Annotated in this window: 12 protein-coding genes and 1 tRNA gene; 3 read left to right on the top strand and 10 right to left on the bottom strand. The window is 36.7% G+C overall.

What is annotated here, in order from left to right:
• The first annotated feature begins 275 nt into the window (after positions 1–275).
• Positions 276–2,012, top strand: a complete 1,737-nt coding sequence (locus ACOH2D_RS15275) for a DUF885 domain-containing protein (protein ID WP_449535761.1) — start codon at positions 276–278, stop codon at positions 2,010–2,012.
• Positions 2,013–2,463: 451 nt separating this feature from the next.
• Positions 2,464–2,745 carry an STAS domain-containing protein gene (locus tag ACOH2D_RS15270; RefSeq protein ID WP_348036142.1) on the top strand — a complete coding sequence of 94 codons (282 nt, stop codon included), beginning with the start codon at positions 2,464–2,466 and terminating at the stop codon, positions 2,743–2,745.
• Between the two features lie 260 nt (positions 2,746–3,005).
• Here the strand turns inward: ACOH2D_RS15270 and ACOH2D_RS15265 are convergent, their stop codons facing one another.
• The gene (locus ACOH2D_RS15265; protein WP_348036143.1) at positions 3,006–4,106 is read right to left on the bottom strand and encodes a DUF4407 domain-containing protein; all 1,101 of its coding nucleotides are present in this window, start codon (positions 4,104–4,106) and stop codon (positions 3,006–3,008) included.
• 899 nt (positions 4,107–5,005) lie between these two features.
• The gene (locus ACOH2D_RS15260) at positions 5,006–6,394 is read right to left on the bottom strand and encodes a dipeptidase (RefSeq protein WP_449535760.1); all 1,389 of its coding nucleotides are present in this window, start codon (positions 6,392–6,394) and stop codon (positions 5,006–5,008) included.
• A gap of 150 nt (positions 6,395–6,544) precedes the next feature.
• On the opposite strand from ACOH2D_RS15260, the gene ACOH2D_RS15255 reads away from it, so the two are divergent.
• Positions 6,545–6,626: transfer RNA gene (locus ACOH2D_RS15255), tRNA-Leu, on the top strand.
• A gap of 301 nt (positions 6,627–6,927) precedes the next feature.
• Here the strand turns inward: ACOH2D_RS15255 and ACOH2D_RS15250 are convergent.
• From ACOH2D_RS15250 to ACOH2D_RS15215, 8 genes are all read right to left on the bottom strand, one after another.
• Complete coding sequence (locus ACOH2D_RS15250; RefSeq protein ID WP_348038682.1) at positions 6,928–7,569, bottom strand: response regulator; 642 nt, start codon at positions 7,567–7,569, stop codon at positions 6,928–6,930.
• A gap of 6 nt (positions 7,570–7,575) precedes the next feature.
• On the bottom strand, positions 7,576–8,310 hold the full coding sequence (locus tag ACOH2D_RS15245) for a sensor histidine kinase (RefSeq protein ID WP_449535759.1): 735 nt from the start codon (positions 8,308–8,310) through the stop codon (positions 7,576–7,578).
• Positions 8,311–8,355: 45 nt separating this feature from the next.
• Positions 8,356–11,109 (bottom strand): response regulator, encoded by a 2,754-nt coding sequence (locus tag ACOH2D_RS15240; RefSeq protein ID WP_449535758.1) that lies wholly within the window; start codon positions 11,107–11,109, stop codon positions 8,356–8,358.
• Between the two features lie 353 nt (positions 11,110–11,462).
• Positions 11,463–12,803, bottom strand: a complete 1,341-nt coding sequence (locus ACOH2D_RS15235) for a response regulator (protein ID WP_348038675.1) — start codon at positions 12,801–12,803, stop codon at positions 11,463–11,465.
• Positions 12,800–13,042 carry a histidine kinase dimerization/phospho-acceptor domain-containing protein gene (locus ACOH2D_RS15230; RefSeq protein WP_348038673.1) on the bottom strand — a complete coding sequence of 81 codons (243 nt, stop codon included), beginning with the start codon at positions 13,040–13,042 and terminating at the stop codon, positions 12,800–12,802. Before ACOH2D_RS15230 ends, ACOH2D_RS15235 begins: the two co-directional genes overlap by 4 nt.
• A 72-nt stretch (positions 13,043–13,114) precedes the next feature.
• Positions 13,115–14,539 (bottom strand): hypothetical protein, encoded by a 1,425-nt coding sequence (locus ACOH2D_RS15225; protein WP_348038671.1) that lies wholly within the window; start codon positions 14,537–14,539, stop codon positions 13,115–13,117.
• An 11-nt stretch (positions 14,540–14,550) separates the two neighbouring features.
• Positions 14,551–17,286 (bottom strand): hypothetical protein, encoded by a 2,736-nt coding sequence (locus tag ACOH2D_RS15220; protein WP_449535757.1) that lies wholly within the window; start codon positions 17,284–17,286, stop codon positions 14,551–14,553.
• 65 nt (positions 17,287–17,351) lie between these two features.
• Positions 17,352–18,161: a fimbrial biogenesis chaperone gene (locus ACOH2D_RS15215; RefSeq protein WP_449535756.1), complete on the bottom strand. Its 810-nt coding sequence runs from the start codon at positions 18,159–18,161 to the stop codon at positions 17,352–17,354.
• Between the last annotated feature and the right edge of the window lie 475 nt (positions 18,162–18,636).

Below are 18,636 nucleotides of genomic sequence, written 5' to 3'. Positions count from 1 at the left end.
ACTTTCATGATGTGGAAATAAACTAAACCTATTCAAAAGTAGGGATATTATTTTTTTTAATGGATAATATACTACCAATTGTTATTAGAATGGCTTTCAAATAACTAGAAATTTCTAACTTAATTTTTTTTGTTGGAAGAAAATAGTGCAGTAGAATTGATAAGAATGACTTTAGATGGTAAATTAGCTTTAATTCAAATAATAAAAACAATACGTATAACTGTGGACTTTGACTATTTTACAAAGAAAACATTACTATAAATTAAAATTAAAACATGAAATTTTCAATCAACATTGTAATCATTTTAATGGTTTTCCTTTTTGGAATTGATACTGCAAATTCCCAAAACCCTTCTGTTTCCTTGGATAATTTGATAAAAGAGTATGAGCAACATCAGGGATACGACTTTAAAACCTATCCTTTGGGATTGTTTACCAAGGATTATTTTAAGGCTGAAGCAGAATTTGCCGAGAAAACATTGAACAAACTCTCTAAGATTACTACCGCTAATCTCACTGAAACCGAGCAAATCTCAGCTGAATTGTTAGCGTTCGTGCTGCAAGATAAAATCGATTATTACAAGTTTGAGCAATATCTGAATCCTTTATTATCAGACACAGGATTTCATGCCAACCTAACCTATCAGGTAAGACCATTGACCAATTATGCGCAAGTAAAAAGCTATTTGGACAGATTGAATGCCATTCCACAATTTGTAAGTCAGAATCTCAAAAATTTAAGAGAAGGCTTGAAAAAAGGCGTATCACAACCCATAATTATTTTTAAAGGCTACGAATCCACATATAACGATCATATTGTCGGAAATTTTGAGGACAGTTTTTATTATTCGCCATTTAAAAATTTACCAAACGACTTAACCAAAGCCCAAAAAGATTCTGTTTTAACTGCGGCTAAAATAACCATCGAAACTAAGGTTACTCCAGAATTTAAACGGATCAAGAACTTTTTCGAAACCGAATATTTTCCAAAAACCAGAACTTCGTTAGGGGTTTCTGAAACACCCAATGGCAAGGATTTCTATCAAAATAGAATCAATTTTTATACCACTAGCACGCAATATACTGCAGAGGATATTCATCAAATTGGTTTAAGCGAAGTCGCTCGCATTAAGTCGGAAATGGAGCAAATTATCAAGGATTTGAAGTTTAAAGGAAGTTTTGCTGACTTCTTTCATTTTTTAAGAACAGACCAACAATTTTATGCTGAAACTCCTGAACAATTATTGATGATAGCGCGTGACATGGCAAAACGAGCCGATGCGCAATTGCCACGCTACTTCAAACAGCTCCCTCGTAAACCTTATGGTGTAGCGCCTGTTCCCGATGCGATTGCACCAAAATATACCACAGGTCGCTATATTGGAACGTCGAAAGAAAGTACCGATCCGGGCTATTATTGGGTCAACACCTATGATTTACCAAGTCGAACCTTGTACACCTTGCCGGCGTTAACAGTGCACGAAGCCGTTCCTGGACATCACTTGCAAACCAGTTTGAATAGTGAATTGGGAGATAGTATACCGAGGTTTCGAAAAAACTTGTATTTGTCTGCCTATGGCGAAGGTTGGGGTTTGTATTCCGAGTTTTTAGCGGACGAAATGGGAATGTACACCACGCCTTATGAACAATTTGGGAAACTGACCTACGAAATGTGGCGCGCCTGTCGCTTGGTGGTCGATACCGGAATTCATGCCAAAGGATGGACGCGCGAACAAGTGGTTGACTATATGTCTTCAAATACGGCCTTGTCTTTACATGAGGTCCATACGGAAACGGATCGTTATATCTCTTGGCCAGGTCAAGCACTGTCTTATAAAATAGGCGAATTGAAAATTCGGGAACTACGTCAAAAAGCAGAAAAAGAATTAGGTCCAAAATTTAATATCAGAGATTTCCATGAAACTATTTTACAGCAAGGCACAGTGACTTTATCTATTATGGAGAAACGGGTTAACGATTATATTGAGATAATTAAAACCAGAGTAAAATAATTTTCTGAAAACAGAGGGAGTTTCCAAAGAGGATTCTAAAGGACATTGATTTCGAGGTATATGGGTACAGGTTTGAACTTGAAATGGATGTTCAATACTACAAGTCCGCTCTATATTAAACCCCGATTGGAGGCTTTTTTTTTAATATGGAGCTGCCCTGATGGGGTGGAGGATGGGAACGGGAATAGGGAAATAAGTGTCAGTGCTAATTTCAGATAAAAAACAAATTTAAACTTGAATATAATTAATCCAAATCGAAAATTTTAAGTCAGTAAAGTCTTGATTTCTTGAGTTTCATCGTGTGAAAAAGAGCATTTCATTCAGTAAACCTATCAAAATACCGTTGGTCGAGAATATTGCTGAGTTTAATTTTATTTTTTGATATTTGCTTCATCCCCAATGGTTAATAGCTACGAAAATCAAATTATTAACAATCTTAATCTGCGAAATTATGGACTTACAAATTACTAGCCAAAACAACTTATTTCAAGTTACGGGAACACTTAATAAATTTAACGTACACCACTTTAAAAAAGAGTTTTCGAATATTTTTGACAAGCAAAATGCGTTGACAATCAACATTCAAAACGTAACGAGTATTGACCGTTATGGGGTGAACGCTTTAGCACAACTGCATAATGAAGCACTTGTTAAGGGTAAAAAACTTTCCATTATAGGCATGGGGTGTGATGATCTCTATGAGCATTTCAAATCGGAGGAGTCCGTAGCTTGAATAGCAAGGTCTTACTTCAGTAATTTACCTCAAGCTATCAAGGTGTTTTCAACCAAATTTAAAATCGGCATTAGCAGCGTCTATAATTCTTTTAGGTTCCTATTATCAAGAGAAAGGATCAACTCAGTCTTCGATTTTTGATAGATCATAAATGACAAAAAAAGGCACGTCTTTATCAGCATTGATAGAGACGTGCCTTTTTTGTTGATTTGCTAGCCGATGGACCCAACCTTTGCTCCCGCAAAATTTAAGAAATACTTCTAAAGTGCGTTTTTTTGGTGCTTATAAAATGCATCGGCTTGGAGTTGCATGAGTTCTCTAGCACTTTTACGTTTGTATTGATAGAGTTCGTCTTCTTCAGCAATATCGTTGTAAACTTTGTTATTGATCGCTATATCTGTTTTGAGCATGATGTTGCGCTCATTTACTTTCTGCTCAACCCAGATTTTAACAGCCGTTTCTGCATCTTCCAATTTGAAATCATAAGTGCCTTTTGGCGATACTAATTTTGCGAAAATCGGAGACGTTTCTATCGCTAAAAACAATAGGAATATAAAGAAAGAGGGCAGCCAAGGCAAGCTGTCCAAAGCGGTAATACGTGCCATTAAACCATCAAAACCGTCAATAATAGGTTGTGAATTTTCAACTTTGGTGGTGTAATCATTCTGCAATAGCAGCATTTGACTTTCAATACCTTTGATTTTTTCTTGATTGGTAGTTTTTAATTGCTGGAATTCGGCCAAGGCAACATCATGTTTGTCGCGTTTTTCCTTGTAAACTGGACCTTTTCCCAAACGTTGCGTTCCGGCGGTGCCTTCTGCTTCTGTGATATACGTGTTGTACAGCGCGTTGACTTCAGCTTCTTTAGTACTGATTTGTGTTTCTAATGACGTGATTTCGTTTTCTAAGGCATTTATAGTTGGGGCGAATTGTTGCGCGATTTGATCCTTGTTGGCCAATGTCAAATCATTCTTCTGTTCCAAGAGGACTTGATTGATTTCCTTTTCGAAAATTTTCAGTTCTAAGGGTTTTGAAATCACTATGGCGATAATCACGGCTAAGATAATTCGTGGGGTGGCTTGAATTAATTCATTGATGAAACTGTTTCTTTTTTTAATCGTAGAAACTATGAATCGGTCGAGATTAAAAATGAGCAAACCCCAAATTAAGCCAAAGCTTATGGCAATAAATGCATTGTCAAAAACAGTAAAAAGTGCATAGCTTGCGGCAATAGTAGCCATTACGGCCGTAAAGAAAACGGTAGCGCCAATGCCGGCATATTTGTTTTGTTCGCCGTTGGAACATTGCTCCAAAATGTCAGTATCTGACCCAGAGCACAGGATGAAGAATTTTTTTAACATAACGTCATTTTATTTTTTGATTGACCCTTCGGATAAGCTCAGGATGGGCTGGCTATTAGAACGTTAAAGAGTCTGATTTGTTACACGTAATTATAAAAAAAAAAGACCTCTCAGGTTTTAAAAACCGGAGAGGTCTGGTATAAAAAGTTTAAATAATATTAGTTTCCGAACGTTCAGGCTTGGTTGAGATATAAACTTTGGGCTGCTCTGTATCTACTTGCTTTGTCGAGATAGAAAGTTTCTTATTGTTTTTAAAATTTTATGTTTTCATCTTGAGCACTGATTTTTACTGCTTTTTTTTGGAAACGGATTTCACCGGTTTTCACACATAATATTTGTTTCTGCGAGATCATCCAGATGTTTGAAGCTAAATAGCCACAAATTCACAAATGTTTATAAAATTATTCGTGAATTTATGGCTATTTAAACTCTGTGCCTCCGCGGCTCTGCGAGAGATAAGGAAAGAAGGTTTTGATACCAATGGAACGCAGATGACGCTGATTTTTTTGGACACGGATTTCACTGATTTTCACAGATAAGATATTTATTTCTACGAGAACACCCAAGAGTTGGAAACAAAAAAGGCGCAAATCCACAATTGTTTATAAAACTTATTCGTGAATTCGTGGCTATTTAAACTTTGCGCCTCCGCGCCTTTGCGAGAGATAAGGAATGAAGGTCTTGATGCCAATGGAACGCAGATGACGCTGATTTGTAGTGATTGACGCTGACTTTTTTGGACACGGATTTCACTGTACAAATAAGATATTTGTTTCTACGAGTACACCCAGAAGTTTGAAACAAAAAAGCCACAAATTCACAAATGTTTATAAAACTTATTTGTGAATTCGTGGCAATTTAAACTTTGTGCCTCCGCGCCTCTGTGAGGGACAAAAAACTTATTTACTCAACTCCGTAAAATACTTATAAAACAACGGAATCGTTGCAATCCCTTTCAAATAATTCCAAATCCCAAAATGCTCGTTAGGGGAGTGGATCGCATCACTATCCAATCCGAAGCCCATTAAAATGGTTTTGCTCTTTAATTCTTGTTCAAAAAGGGCTACAATAGGAATACTTCCTCCACTTCGCTGTGGAATTGGCGTTTTTCCAAAAGTTTCTTCATAAGCTTTTGAAGCCGCTTGATAACCGATACTGTCAATTGGAGTGACATAACCTTGTCCGCCATGATGTGGTTTTACTAATACTGTAACGCCTTTTGGAGCGAGGCTTTCAAAATGTTTCTTGAACAATTCTGTGATTTCTTCCCAGTCTTGATTCGGCACCAATCGCATAGAGATTTTAGCAAAAGCCTTACTCGCGATAACCGTTTTAGCGCCTTCGCCTGTGTAACCTCCCCAAATGCCGTTGACATCTAAAGTTGGTCTAATAGAATTACGCTCGTTAGTGGTGTATCCTTTTTCGCCATAAACATCTTCAATGTCCAAAGCTTTTTTGTAATCTTCCAATGAAAATGGTGCTTTTGCCATTTGCGCACGTTCTTCGTCTGATAGGTTTTCGACCTTATCATAAAACCCAGGAATAGTCACGTGATTGTTTTCATCATGTAAAGACGCAATCATCTTGGTCAATACATTAATTGGATTCGCCACAGCGCCTCCATATAATCCTGAATGTAAGTCTCTGTTTGGTCCAGTAACTTCCACTTCTACATAACTCAAGCCTCTTAAACCTGTAGTGATCGAAGGCGTGTCTTTCGAAATCATGCCCGTATCAGAAATTAAAATGACATCGTTTTTCAGTTTCTCTTGGTTCTTTTTTACAAATTTTGCGAGATTGACACTGCCCACTTCCTCTTCGCCTTCAATCATAAATTTGACATTACAAGGCAGTTGATTGGTGGAGGTCATGAATTCCATCGCTTTGACGTGCATATACATCTGTCCTTTATCGTCACAGGCGCCACGAGCGAAAATAGCGCCTTCTGGATGGAGTTCTGTTTTTTTAATGACGGGTTCAAAGGGAGGAGAAGTCCAAAGTTCGATTGGATCTGCTGGCTGGACGTCATAATGGCCATAAACCAAAACCGTTGGCAGATTTTTATCAATTATTTTTTCGCCGTAAACAATTGGGTAGCCTTCAGTTTCACAGAATTCGACATGGTCGCAACCTGCTTTTTCGAGGCTTTTTTTGACTTCCTCCGCTGTTTTTAGAACATCGTTTTTGAATGCAGAATCAGCGCTAACCGATGGAATCTTAAGGAGTTCCACTAGTTCATTTATAAATCGGTCTTTATTTTTTTCTACGTAACTGTCAATGTTTTGCATAATTAAGTTTTAAGTGATTTCCTCGTTCGAGAAATTCTGTTTTTTATGTAATTCAAAAGTACGAAAAATGAAGTGAATTTTCTTGGTCAAAGATATTTGTATATTCCAAAGAATGTTTATATTTGCATCCCGATAATAATCGGAGCCTATGCAGGTGTGGTGGAATTGGTAGACACGCTAGACTTAGGATCTAGTGCCGCGAGGTGTGGGAGTTCGAGTCTCCCCACCTGTACAGAAAACGAAGCTTCTCATTTTGAGAGGCTTTTTTGTTTTTAATGGGATTGGTATCCATGTCACGCTTTAGAGCGTGATGCCGGATCAAGTCAAAAAGTCATGGGTTTGAAGTTGCCCAAAATGTACAAATAAGCGCTTCAATTTATATAGCTTTTTTTTGTGGAATCCTCAAAAGCATGTTTTATAGAATAAAACAGCCATTCTCACCTCTTAAAAGATATTAGCTGAAAACGAAATATATAATTGTCACACGAGAATGACATATCAATTAATCAATACGATTTGAAGGGTCTAACAACCTATTGATTGTATAGTCTAAGTATCTCCACAAGCTCGGGTATAGACTGAATCCCTAATTTTTCAAAGACTCTATTTTTGTAGGTGCTTATAGTAGATGAGTGCAGATTCAATTGATTTGAAAGGTCCTTTAATGTCAGTCCCTGAACTAAACTATTAGCTATTTGTAATTCCCGATTAGAAAGGGTTTCTAAGGAAGAGTTAGGTGCTTGGTTGTTTTGTAACGAAACGGAAATCATAGATTCCCTTACTTCTTCGCTTATATATCGACCTGTGTTAAGCATTGCGTTTAATGCAAGATCAATTTTAGCCATAGAAGACTCCTTGTTCAAATACCCATCGGCTCCAATTTTGAGATAGCGTACGGCATAGAGTTGTTCATCTTGTGAAGAGAATACGAGTATTTTAATATGAGGTTGTTTTAACTTGATGAAATTAACAGCCTCTTGGAAAGAGCCATTAGGCATATTGACATCCAATATTACTAAATCAAAATTTTCTTTAGAAATTTTTACGTACAACGATTTATAATCATCTGCTTCAGATAAGTGAGACTGGGGTTTCAGTTGTTTAATTATCCGAATTAATCCCATGCGTACAATTTCATGATCATCCGCAACTAAAATGCGATCACTATTTTGCATATATATTTATTTATCGATTTGGGGCAGGCGTACAGTGACTGTTGTTCCCTTATTTTCTAAGGAGTCAATCTCTATAGTACCATTGGCCAAAAATACAAAACTTTGTACGATTTTTAGGCTTAATCCAGCACCTATTTCCCCTGCAGTACCATGGAATACGGGGTTTTCAAATTTATAAATCGAATTAAGATATTTTTCTACGATCCCTGTTCCAAAGTCGGTAACGGAAAGAACGATTTCATTAGCCTCTTCAACGGCTGTAAAGATAATTTCTTGACCCACATTTGAATATTTTATAGCATTATCTAATAGTTTGCTTAAGATGAAGGTTATAAGTACTTTGTCGCAAACTATTTGGAGGTTGCCATGACCTATAAAACTTAAGGAAATGTCTTTCTTTTTAAGTTTCTCTTCGAATGTTTCACGAAGCTCCTCGAATAATGGTTTAGCACTAAGAATATCTTGTTTTGGCTGGAAATTTCCATACTGGGTTTTTAGCCATTCACCAGTGTCTATTGATGTTTGTAAATTTTTATTGGCGTCTTTTTTGATTTCAGGTAACATTTTAAAAAAGACCTCTTCAGTAATTATCTCGCTTTCATAAGCATCTATGATCCATGTTAGGCTACTAAACATTTGTTTGGTATCGTGAGAGATAAGGGAAATCCAACCCGTTAACAAATTAATTTCGTTCTTGAGGTTTTTATTTTCAATTTTTAAATCTTGAATTTGATCAGTCATAAGTTTGGGGCTTTAAAACTTGGAGTCTTTTTATTCAGTGATAATTTATTTTTTTTCAATCCACTTTCCAACCATATTCATCATAGTTTGTTTGAGAAGAGGTTTTGTAAGAAAATCATTCATACCAGCTTGGATGCACTTTTCTTTTTCGCCAGGCAGGCTTCCCGCTGTAAGTGCAATGATCGGTATTTCTATGTATTCTTTAAGACTTCTAATGGTTTTTGTAGCTTCAATACCATTTAGTTCAGGCATTTGTACGTCCATAAAGATTAAATCAGGTTTTCCTGATTTATATTCTGATATGGCCTCGATACCATTCCTAGCTTCAAGAAGTATGGCGTTAGGAACTATTTCCTTTAGATAGGTTTTGGCTAAAAGCATATTGATGGCATTATCTTCAACAATCAAAATTTTAATATTTTGCTTAATTTCTTCAATAGGATTAACAATGGTTTCTGTTTTTTCAGAATTAACCTTTATTTCATTTTTCACCTTAGATAGCACCTTATACATTAGGTTCATACGAATAGGTTTTACAAGTCTGTTATCTACCTCTAATTCGTCGCAAGCGTCTTGAAGTGTCGCATCGTCGGAAGAACTGTATAAAACGATGAAAGGGGACTCTGGAGTGAGCTTCTTTATTTTCCGAATGGTCTCGATGCCATCCATCACCGGCATATGGTAGTCCATAATGATAACATCAAATTTACTTTTATCCATCATGGTCATTAAAGCCTTCATGCCGCTATTGGCTTCTGTAACTTCGATGCCTTTAATTTCAAGCATGCGTCTTAAAATCCTTCGGTTATTATCATTATCGTCCACAATCAGAACCGTCTTAATTCCTTCCAGGGACATCTCAACCTCTGAGTGTTCGGTATCCAAATCTAAATCAAAGAAAAAATGACTGCCTTTTCCTTGTTCACTTTCGAGCTGCAAAGTACTATCGGATAGACCCAATAATTTATTGGAGATTGTTAAGCCCAAGCCAGTACCTCCAAAGCGTTTAGTAATACTTCCGTCTTCTTGAGAGAAAGCATTAAAGATTTCTACTTGTTTGTCCTTATGAATTCCTATGCCTGTGTCACGGACGCCAAATCGAAAGCGCATTTTATTATTGTCATAATTTTTAAGCAACTTGACGTAGACTTTAATTTCACCCTTTTCTGTGAATTTAAGAGCGTTGCCTAAGAGGTTTACGAATATCTGTTTTAATCGCATGCCATCCGCCCATATATAGCGTGGAATTGTTTGATCAATATCTATCAGCATTTCCAAGCCTTTTTTATTAAAGCCATAGGACACAATATTAAAAGCTTCAGACACCACTTCTTCAATATCAACTTTGTCAATATCTAGTTTCATCTGATTTTTTTCCATTTTAGAAAAATCGAGGATATCGTTGATGATGCTATATAAAGATATGCCCGATTGATTGATGATTTTTAAATATTGTCTTTGAGTATCGTCAAGTTGGGTGCCTAGGGCTAATTCTGTAAATCCAATGATTCCATTTAATGGGGTGCGAATTTCATGACTCATATTGGCCACAAATTCTGATTTAGCCAAATAGGCTTCTTCAGCAGCTTCTTTGGCTTTTAAAAGCTCATCATCCAGTTTTTTGCGTTCCGTAATATCCACACCATTTGCAATGATTTGTTTATTGCCTGCAAGGTCTTCCTCCAAGGAGCTCATAAACATCCATATAGCTTTAGTGCCATCTTTCTTTATGATTGTCATCTCTCCAGAGGCCTCGCCATCAGTTTTCATTATCTTTAAGTAGCTTTTGACATTTTCGCGTTTTTCGGGTTCATTGAGATCAAATATTGATGACCTAGAAATTTCTTCTCGTGAATACCCTGAGGCTTCTAGTCCGGCTTTATTGATGTTAATAATATTGCCTTCCAAGTCCATTACCGTCAAAATACCATGTACGTTTTCAAATAGATTTCTGAATTTAAGTTCGCTTTGAGATAAAAGGTTTTCCCGTTCAACATATTCACTAACGTCTCTACCTATGGTATGAACTTGATTCGTTTCTAAATCGGGCGTGCACGTCCACTCAATCCATTTGATATCATTTGATTTTGTAAGGTATCGGTTCGTAAAATTTTGAAGCGGTATGCCTTTGGCAAGGTCGATTAAAGCGTTTAAAGTTTCTTCTTTATCTTCGGGATGAACAAAATCGATAAAAACAGATTGCATAATTTCCTTGTCTGTCCATCCTAAAGTTTTTTCAAATGCAGGATTAATTTTAATGAATTTACCACTCGTTGTAAATATGCCTAATAGGTCATCAGAATACTCAAATAAATAATCTTGATTGTATAAACGTTGTTCTTTCTCTTTAATTTTTACCCACCGATTTATTTGCTCTATCGATTTGACAAGAAATGTAATTTGATGTTGGGTTAGTTCACGGGCTTTTGTATCAAATATATTTAAGCTTCCTATAACCTTGAGGTTAGAGTCCGTGATGGGGAAGGCAGTGCTAAACTTGACATCAATATGATTAACGGTATGGGCTGGGGGTATTTGATTTTGGTGGTTTATCGATAAAGTCGGCTTTGGGTAGGTATTAGGCAGCAGCCATATTTTTTTTATTGAGTTATCACTAGTGCCAATGAGATATGCTTTGTCCTCGCTAAATAAAGTGATAGTACATATAGATACCTCAGTTATGCTAACGACAGAATAAATTAAGAAATCAAATGCCTCAGCATATCTGTTTTGAAGTACAACAAGTTTATCTGCTGCATCTGGAACCACTGCATTATGCGTTATGATACTTTTTTTCATGGCGCAAAAATATTCAATTAAAGAACAGTAAAACTATAAATTACATAAGTTTTCATTTCCTGTAATTTTATAGATATGTCTTTAGGACTGGGAGAATAATAAAAGAAATTTCAGACTTTCTTAGAGATTTTATCTGAGTTACTTCAAGAATTAAAAGCACTAAATTGGACTTGGATAATGCAAATGAAAAACCCTATCATTTGCGTGTGAAACTTTTATAGGTTGCATGATGAGATGTTGATGAAGTTTGGTTTTAACTTTTTTCCACTATGTGAGATTTGTTCCTAGGAAGTGATCCACTTTGTTGGTTCATCAAATATATAACTGTAATGAAAGATAATTGCATCACGATATTAGGACATTAATCCCATTTTGGAGCCTAGCCATTTCCGTAGCATTTCTGCCAAAGTGAATTGAAGGATGGGCTTAGTTAAATAATCTGACATACCTGCAGCAAGACACTTCTCTTTTTGTCCGGGAAGGCTTCCAGCCGTAAGTGCTATGATAGGAATTTCTATGTGCTTCTCCAAAATTCTTATCTTTCGTGTAGCTTCAATTCCATTGATTTTGGGCATCTGTATGTCCATAATAATGAGGTCTGGCTGTTCTTTTTTATAATGTTCAACAGCCTCTTCTCCGTCAACTGCTTCTATAATACGTGCCTTTGGAAGCACTTGGTTAACAAATATTTTAGTGAGGGTCATATTAATAGGATTGTCCTCAGCGATCATAATCGTCATGTTGAAATCCATGTCTTCCTTCTCTTCAATAATCACATCGTCGATTTCGTCGGAAGTGGTGTATTGTAAGTCTTCCAAGGCCTGATACATTTGACTCATTCGGATAGGTTTGACCAACCTTGCTTTAATCTCCAATTCGTCACATGCTTTTTGTAAATGCTCGTCGTCGGATGAGCTGTACAATACTACAAATGCGGGTTTTGTTTCCTGTGTAGCCTGCAGTTCCTTTATCTTCTTAATGGTTTCGATGCCGTCCATTATCGGCATGTGGTAGTCCATTATGATCACTTCAAATCCTGGGTTGTCCATTATGGTTATTAATGCCTGTAAGCCGCTGTCAGCCTCTTCAATCTCAATGTTTTTAATTTCCAACATCCGTTTTAATATCCTTCGGTTGTTAGTGTTACCATCTACTATGAGTACCTTTTTGATATCCTTTAAGGAATGATCTATCTCTTCATTTTCTGTCTTAACTTTTAGGTCGAAAAAAAAGTTGCTTCCGTGCCCTAGCTTGCTCTCTAAGCGTAACTCACTATTGACAAGTGCCAGAAGTTTATTGGAAATGGTTAAGTCCAGGTCAGTGCCGCCATATTTATTAGTGATATTGCCGGCTTCCTGCGTAAAAGAATTCAATATTTCTTGTAACTGATCCTCATTAATACCAATGCCAGTATCTTTAACTGCAAATCTTAAAAGCATTTTGTCATTTCCATAATCGTCTAAAACCTGTACCGAAAGCTTTATTTCCCCTTTTTCAGTAAATTTCAGAGCATTTTCCAGTAGGTTAATTAAAATCTGTTCTAGTCGCATCACATCAATCCAAATGTTTTTTGGAATATGGGGATCCATATCCAACAACATTTCCAAGTTTTTCGTTGTCACGCCAAAAGATATAATGTTCAAAGCATTTGACAACACTTGCTCCAGTTCCACTTTATCAATTTTCAATTTCATAGGATTGTTTTCATCTTTGAGAAATCGAGGATATCGTTGCTGATGCTATATAAGAATTCTTCGGACTGATTGATAATCTCCAAGTAGTGGCGTTGGGTATCGTCCAATTGAGTTCTAAGTGCTAATTCAATAAATCCAATAATAGCTTGTTTTCCATTATTTTTAATGATAGCGATTTTGTCTAAAGCTTGTCCGCTATACTCAAGTGCTATTAAAGATGCTGGGATTAAGTTTTCCATTTTTTTGGTTTGACTATTCATTCAAAATATACTTAGCGCAGTAAATGTAAAAATATAGTTGATATAAGTTTATTATAGTGCCGTAAAGCTGTAAATAACGTTGATCGAGTAGGTCGCCTTCTCTTTAGATAACAAAGTCTGGGCAGCGCTTGCAGAAATAGTATACATCATATTCAAATTTTTATCGAGAACCGGCGTGCCATTGGAAATAATCAGTTGGGAGGTTTGGGATAAAGTAACCTTATGCACATCTCCATCTACGCCTATTTGTAAAATTCTTGAAGGTACATCCGACTGTATGCCTGACTTATTGAAATATGGGAATTCCGATTTGACATAAAGCTCATAAGTTTCATTGTTTGAAAGTTGTATCTGATTGGAGATGATTCTGGATTTACCATGTTGATAATCTGTAGCCGTATTGAATTCAAGACTCACCTCATTCCCTGGCATCGGGATGGTAATTTCAGATAAGGGAAGGACTTTAATGCTTACGTCGGTTTTATGAATGTCTGAATCATTGCTGGTAGTGCTTTTTGCATCCAAATTTATTTGAAAATTATAAATTCCCGCATTAAAGAAGTGGTTCCTAAAATCGGATTCTGAGATGGAAAATTGAAGGTCAAAATTATGTTTTCTACCTGCGACAACCAAAAATGGGTTATTAGGCGTATGGTTTTTCCAATTGGCGGATAGTGGAGCGGTTATAACCTTAGGATAAGTGCTTCCCAGTTTCAATAAACTTACCTCTCGCGTTGCCTCCACACCATTGGAAGAGGTGTATTTAATTGAGGAGGAAGCAGTCTGGGCCCAAAGATTAAAATTAATGGTGTTTGATATTTCAGCGGCTCCGATAGCATCAAAAGTACGAGTGCCTCCCGATCTAAATTGATTTAAGGATGTAATTTCATGAGTTTTGGTAGGCATGTTAGAAAGCCATTGGATCGGTTGGGTATAAGGAACAACAAGAATGATATTGAAGCTGTTGGGAGTGAAATAATTCTCATAGTTGTGATTAATAGTCAGCTTGTACTCTCCTGGTTGAAAAATATTGTTCTCAAAAGCAGCAGCTGGAATTTTAAATTTAAAAACAACATTTCCTGAACTATATTTTGATCCATTGCTATAAGGTTCATACCAAGATTGTGGGCTAGTAGAAAACGATTTATAACCAGGTTGAATATCATGAACATGGTAGGTAGGTTGTTGTCCCCCAATATTATCAAGTTGCCATTGCAATACCGAAGTAGGAAGACTAGCCCCTGATGCATTTTCTTGCAAAAACCTACTATTTAGACACCACATATTCGGCGTTTCTTGTTTGTCTATCCATCTCGTATTGCTTCCCGTGTTAAACACAGTTCGGGTTACAGAAAAATCCGTTTTGTTATTAATATTACTTATTGGTATCTCTATTCTAACGTCTTGGGCCATGGTTAAAGCTGTGGCTGCCAATAGTAAAATCCCACCTAAAATATATTTTTTATAAGCTCTCATGTCTATCTAAATTAAAACTTTTTCACCTTAATTTTGGTGTCTTTTTTCTGGTATTCAAAAACCAGGTTTTCTGAGTCATCTGTATCTTCAATCACTATGGATTGTTTTGGATTGATAAAACTGAAGGTATCATTTTCAATATAAATCGCGTATGTGCCAATCTTTAAAAAAAATTCAAACTCACTGTTTTGGTTAACCACTGTAGTTTGTATAGCGCCTTCCTCACTCTTCGCATACACAACAATGCCTGAAACGTCGGTATTTAAAACGTCGTAGGCTTGCTTTACTTCAACTAGTTTTCCAGTGATCCTAATGTTTTTTACCAAGCCAACTTGTATATTAATATTTTTGTTCACCTCAATTAGGGGGGTCTTCATCAAGCGTGAACCAGCACTTTCATTGATCTTTAATTTATAACTTCCTTTGGGAACATTCTGAAAAGTTACTTTTCCGTTTTTATCGGTGATCGCCGTATGGTCATCAAGTTTAACAATTTCATTGGCCAGCACGGCTTCATGGACATCGCGGATGCCATTGTAGTTTTTATCTTCAAACAGTTGAAAGCTCACTTTGTGGTTTCCAATGGCGGTAGCTCTCGCAAAGTATTTTTTAATACCTATTCTAATTTGGTAATTATCGCCACTGTAGCCATTAGCATTAGTAGAGCTGTAGTCCGAATAATTAGCATAGCCAGTAGTGGACCAGGAAGTCGCTATTTTGTATTCTATATTTCCTGTGAAATTGTTGCTTTTATTTTCATAAAGTCCCGAATAATTGATGCCTGCCGAAATGGATCCTGATAAGGTAGTATTTAAAACTAGGAAGTTATAGCTGGTATACACATTGTAATTTTCAAAGTTTTCACCGCTATTAAAGTTGTAATTCAGGTCAAATACACTGATGGGATTGTATTGTGCAGAACCATTGATAGAAAAATTCTTGAAACGGTAGGACATTGTTGACCTAAATCCCTGAAACCAATTTGGACTGCGATCTTCTTTTGAATGGGTAAATTCTGTAGTAAGATTGAAGCCATGCTGGCCAAAAGCAGTCCCAATATTGCTGTAAAGACGGTAAGTCAATAAATCATGAGATATGAAATTGAAGGTTGCTTTTTGCCGTTCTATTTGTGGCGACAGTAAAAAGTTCCAGTTCTTGACATTAAATTGATAGCCTACTTGTGCCGATTGTGTGCTATTGAAATATTCTGGTCTGTTGTACAGGGTCTGTCCATATTGGAAATTCAAGTATTCGGGATGTACTTGCGAATTTCGATATAGAAAAAATAGCCGTTGCGTGTTCGAGATTTGATGCCCGATGCGGTGATTAAGGTTGAAGGATCCTCTGCTCATTCCTGCATAGCCACTCGTGGTATAAGTGTTCAACGATTGAAAATCCCAATGGCCTAAGCTGGTGTCGTAGTTTAAACCCACAGAGGCTCCAGAGTTTTTGTCCTTTTGTATCCATCCAAACTCATGGCTTAGACCTACTTCGGTTCGGAATCGATGTTGATCATTAAGTACAAAAGCGGACGCAAAGTTGGTTACATGTGTTTCAATGGCCTGTCTCGGGTCGTGATCATAAACGTAGGACCATTTCCCATTAAAGTTATTTAATGCACCAAAACTGTATTTGGCACCTGCCATTTTAGCACTTTCATTCTGCGGAAAATAGCTGCCATAAAGATGGTAACTGTTCTCCAGACCAATAATTTCAAATTCCTTTCCAACCCCTATTTCGGTAGAAATTTTTGCGCCTCTTCCGGAAATGGAATAATCATAGTCATTAGCATAAATATTTCCGATTCTGGCCAAGCTCTTTTTACTTTCGACTTCTAGCCAAGTGTCATAAAGATTATAAAGTCCATCTTGAAGATAGTAATCTGCCGCGAGGTTGAAACGTCCTTGAATATTTTCTGATGCAGAAAACTCGGTGTTGCCTCTTAATTGCATATAATTAAAGCCAGAACTATTTTCATTATAATTGACTTCGGCAAAGTTGGTGCCGCTGACCGCACTGCTCGCGCGACTTAACTGTCGGTTGTGCGATAATACTACAAGTTTTATATAGCTGCTTCCCACGTTCTCATTGTTGGTAAGGTCGGTAGCTCTTACCTGAATATTATAATCAGGAAATAAAGTGTTTTGACGCCTTATGGAAATTGTAATTTCTACCAATCGTTTTTCTTGACCTTCTAAGGAAATGGTTTGTTGCCTTGGCATCATCTCCAAGTCCTCAGGAGCGGATTGAAAATCGAGCCTTATGCTGCGTTTTGAATAGCCTCGGTTTTCCACAAACATAGTGATGATGGTTTCAGGAGTATCTGGATTGATGTAATTTTCGCGCGAAAAGGGTATGATAGCAATGTTTTTTTCTTCAGGCTTTTTTAAGCTGAAAGAAGTACTGATGTTTTCGACACGCGCCATCGAACTATATGTGAGATTAAAAGTGATGGCGTTGGCCTGAAGCATCATAAAATCCAAGCTTGCTATAAATTTTATAGGGAAACGCTTGGTCTCATCAGGAAGAATGTCAAAATTAGGTTTGGGTGCTAATAATAACCCAGGATATTTTAATTCTGGAGCCAGTTTGTCAATGGTAATATTGTTGGCGCTTCGGTTTTTTATAACCAGGAAATTGGTGAAGGTGGACCCTTTTTGGACAGCAATACTGTCCGTTTCAAAATGAAAATCCACTTCCCTTACCTCTTGACTATAGACATAAGAACACGGCAGAAAAACAATCATGCAAAATGAAAGGAGCTTTCTGATTAGAGTTTTGGGAATATGGAGTGATTGTTTCAAGAATTAAATTAGAAATCGAATGTTTTTTCTCCTACTCTTAAATCATTGGTGCCAGACATTTTAATTATGGTGACGCCCAAATATTGTCCTGAAATAGATGTTGGTAAAGTAAAGTAGATAACTTGCTCCGTTCCTGGCATGGAAGACATCGCTTTGGAATCCAATTTAATTTCCTCACCAGTCTCAGTATTCGTCAGTTCAAATTGTACAGTGGCATCGTTTACGATATTCCCATCATTGATAACGCTAACGGCGATCTTTTTTTCTTTAGAAAAGGCATCATTAATCTCTTCAATAGCAGTGATTTCCATGCTATTTATTTGATTACCAGTCGGCGTATAATACACATGGAGTCCAAACTCAAATAGTGCGATGATGCCTATTCCGTTTTGCGTTTGGGCTTTATCGGCTTGTGTTGAAATTTGCGTGAAAAACAGCATACTATTGGTCAATGCTGATGGTGACGCATCTTTAGGAATCGTCATGGTAACTAGGACCTCTTGAGTAGATTTCGCCGGAACGGAGACCGTGTTTTCAAATGTAGAAATCCAAGAAGCATTGGAGGTGTCTAAACTGCCTGGTTCAGAATAAATTTTATTGCCATCTAGTTCTCTTTTCCAGTCTTTAACATTAATATTAAAGACGTAATCTTTATCAGAACTATTGTTCAAAATTACCGTTTCCGTAACCTTTTCTCCTGGATTTCCAGTTAGAAACAATCGGGTGGGAGACATAGAAACGCCTTGAGAAAATCCAGAAGTCGTCAATGTGATTAGAAAGCCAAGAGTCAAAAAGAATTTAAAGTGATTGGGCATCATAGGTGTAGGTTTTAATTTAAGGCTGGTGAAAAAAATCAAATATATAATAGGGATTAGAGTCTCTGTTTTAAGTTTAAAGTGCGCTATAAAGCTGTGGCTATCTAAATAAACTTTTGTGTATAGCTGCGCCATTGAAGGCTTGGGAGTTGTAGGTGAATTGGACTTTCAAAATCGAAATGGGATTTACGAAACCACAAAGATATGATTTTGTTTTTTATTGTTAATTACAGATCTATTAGTGTATGGCAAACAACGGCCTAAATTCATAAATTCTCCTAAATCAATTTTATTGAGTTAGGAGAATTTAGTGATTTTTATTTTGCTTTGGACTATAGAGCCGTTGCCGTGTATGTTACTTTTTGAGTGTAAGTTCCAGGTGCTTTTCCTAAAAGTTCAGTTTGTGCTTTTTCCGCTGAGATTGAGTAATCGATGCTCAATGATTTTTTAGCTCCTAAAGTTGCGTTCGAAACCAAAA

Source organism: Gelidibacter sp., from assembly GCF_053579655.1.
The sequence above is the reverse complement of the archived record's forward strand: the minus strand, read 5'-3'. Positions and strand labels throughout refer to the sequence as shown.

Coding starts and splice junctions, on each gene's coding strand:
- ACOH2D_RS15275 (WP_449535761.1), top strand. CDS start 276: ATGAAATTTTCAATCAACATTGTAATCATTTTAATGGTTTTCCTTTTT.
- ACOH2D_RS15270 (WP_348036142.1), top strand. CDS start 2,464: ATGGACTTACAAATTACTAGCCAAAACAACTTATTTCAAGTTACGGGA.
- ACOH2D_RS15265 (WP_348036143.1), bottom strand. CDS start 4,106: ATGTTAAAAAAATTCTTCATCCTGTGCTCTGGGTCAGATACTGACATT.
- ACOH2D_RS15260 (WP_449535760.1), bottom strand. CDS start 6,394: ATGCAAAACATTGACAGTTACGTAGAAAAAAATAAAGACCGATTTATA.
- ACOH2D_RS15250 (WP_348038682.1), bottom strand. CDS start 7,569: ATGCAAAATAGTGATCGCATTTTAGTTGCGGATGATCATGAAATTGTA.
- ACOH2D_RS15245 (WP_449535759.1), bottom strand. CDS start 8,310: ATGACTGATCAAATTCAAGATTTAAAAATTGAAAATAAAAACCTCAAG.
- ACOH2D_RS15240 (WP_449535758.1), bottom strand. CDS start 11,109: ATGAAAAAAAGTATCATAACGCATAATGCAGTGGTTCCAGATGCAGCA.
- ACOH2D_RS15235 (WP_348038675.1), bottom strand. CDS start 12,803: ATGAAATTGAAAATTGATAAAGTGGAACTGGAGCAAGTGTTGTCAAAT.
- ACOH2D_RS15230 (WP_348038673.1), bottom strand. CDS start 13,042: ATGGAAAACTTAATCCCAGCATCTTTAATAGCACTTGAGTATAGCGGA.
- ACOH2D_RS15225 (WP_348038671.1), bottom strand. CDS start 14,539: ATGAGAGCTTATAAAAAATATATTTTAGGTGGGATTTTACTATTGGCA.
- ACOH2D_RS15220 (WP_449535757.1), bottom strand. CDS start 17,286: ATGATTGTTTTTCTGCCGTGTTCTTATGTCTATAGTCAAGAGGTAAGG.
- ACOH2D_RS15215 (WP_449535756.1), bottom strand. CDS start 18,161: ATGATGCCCAATCACTTTAAATTCTTTTTGACTCTTGGCTTTCTAATC.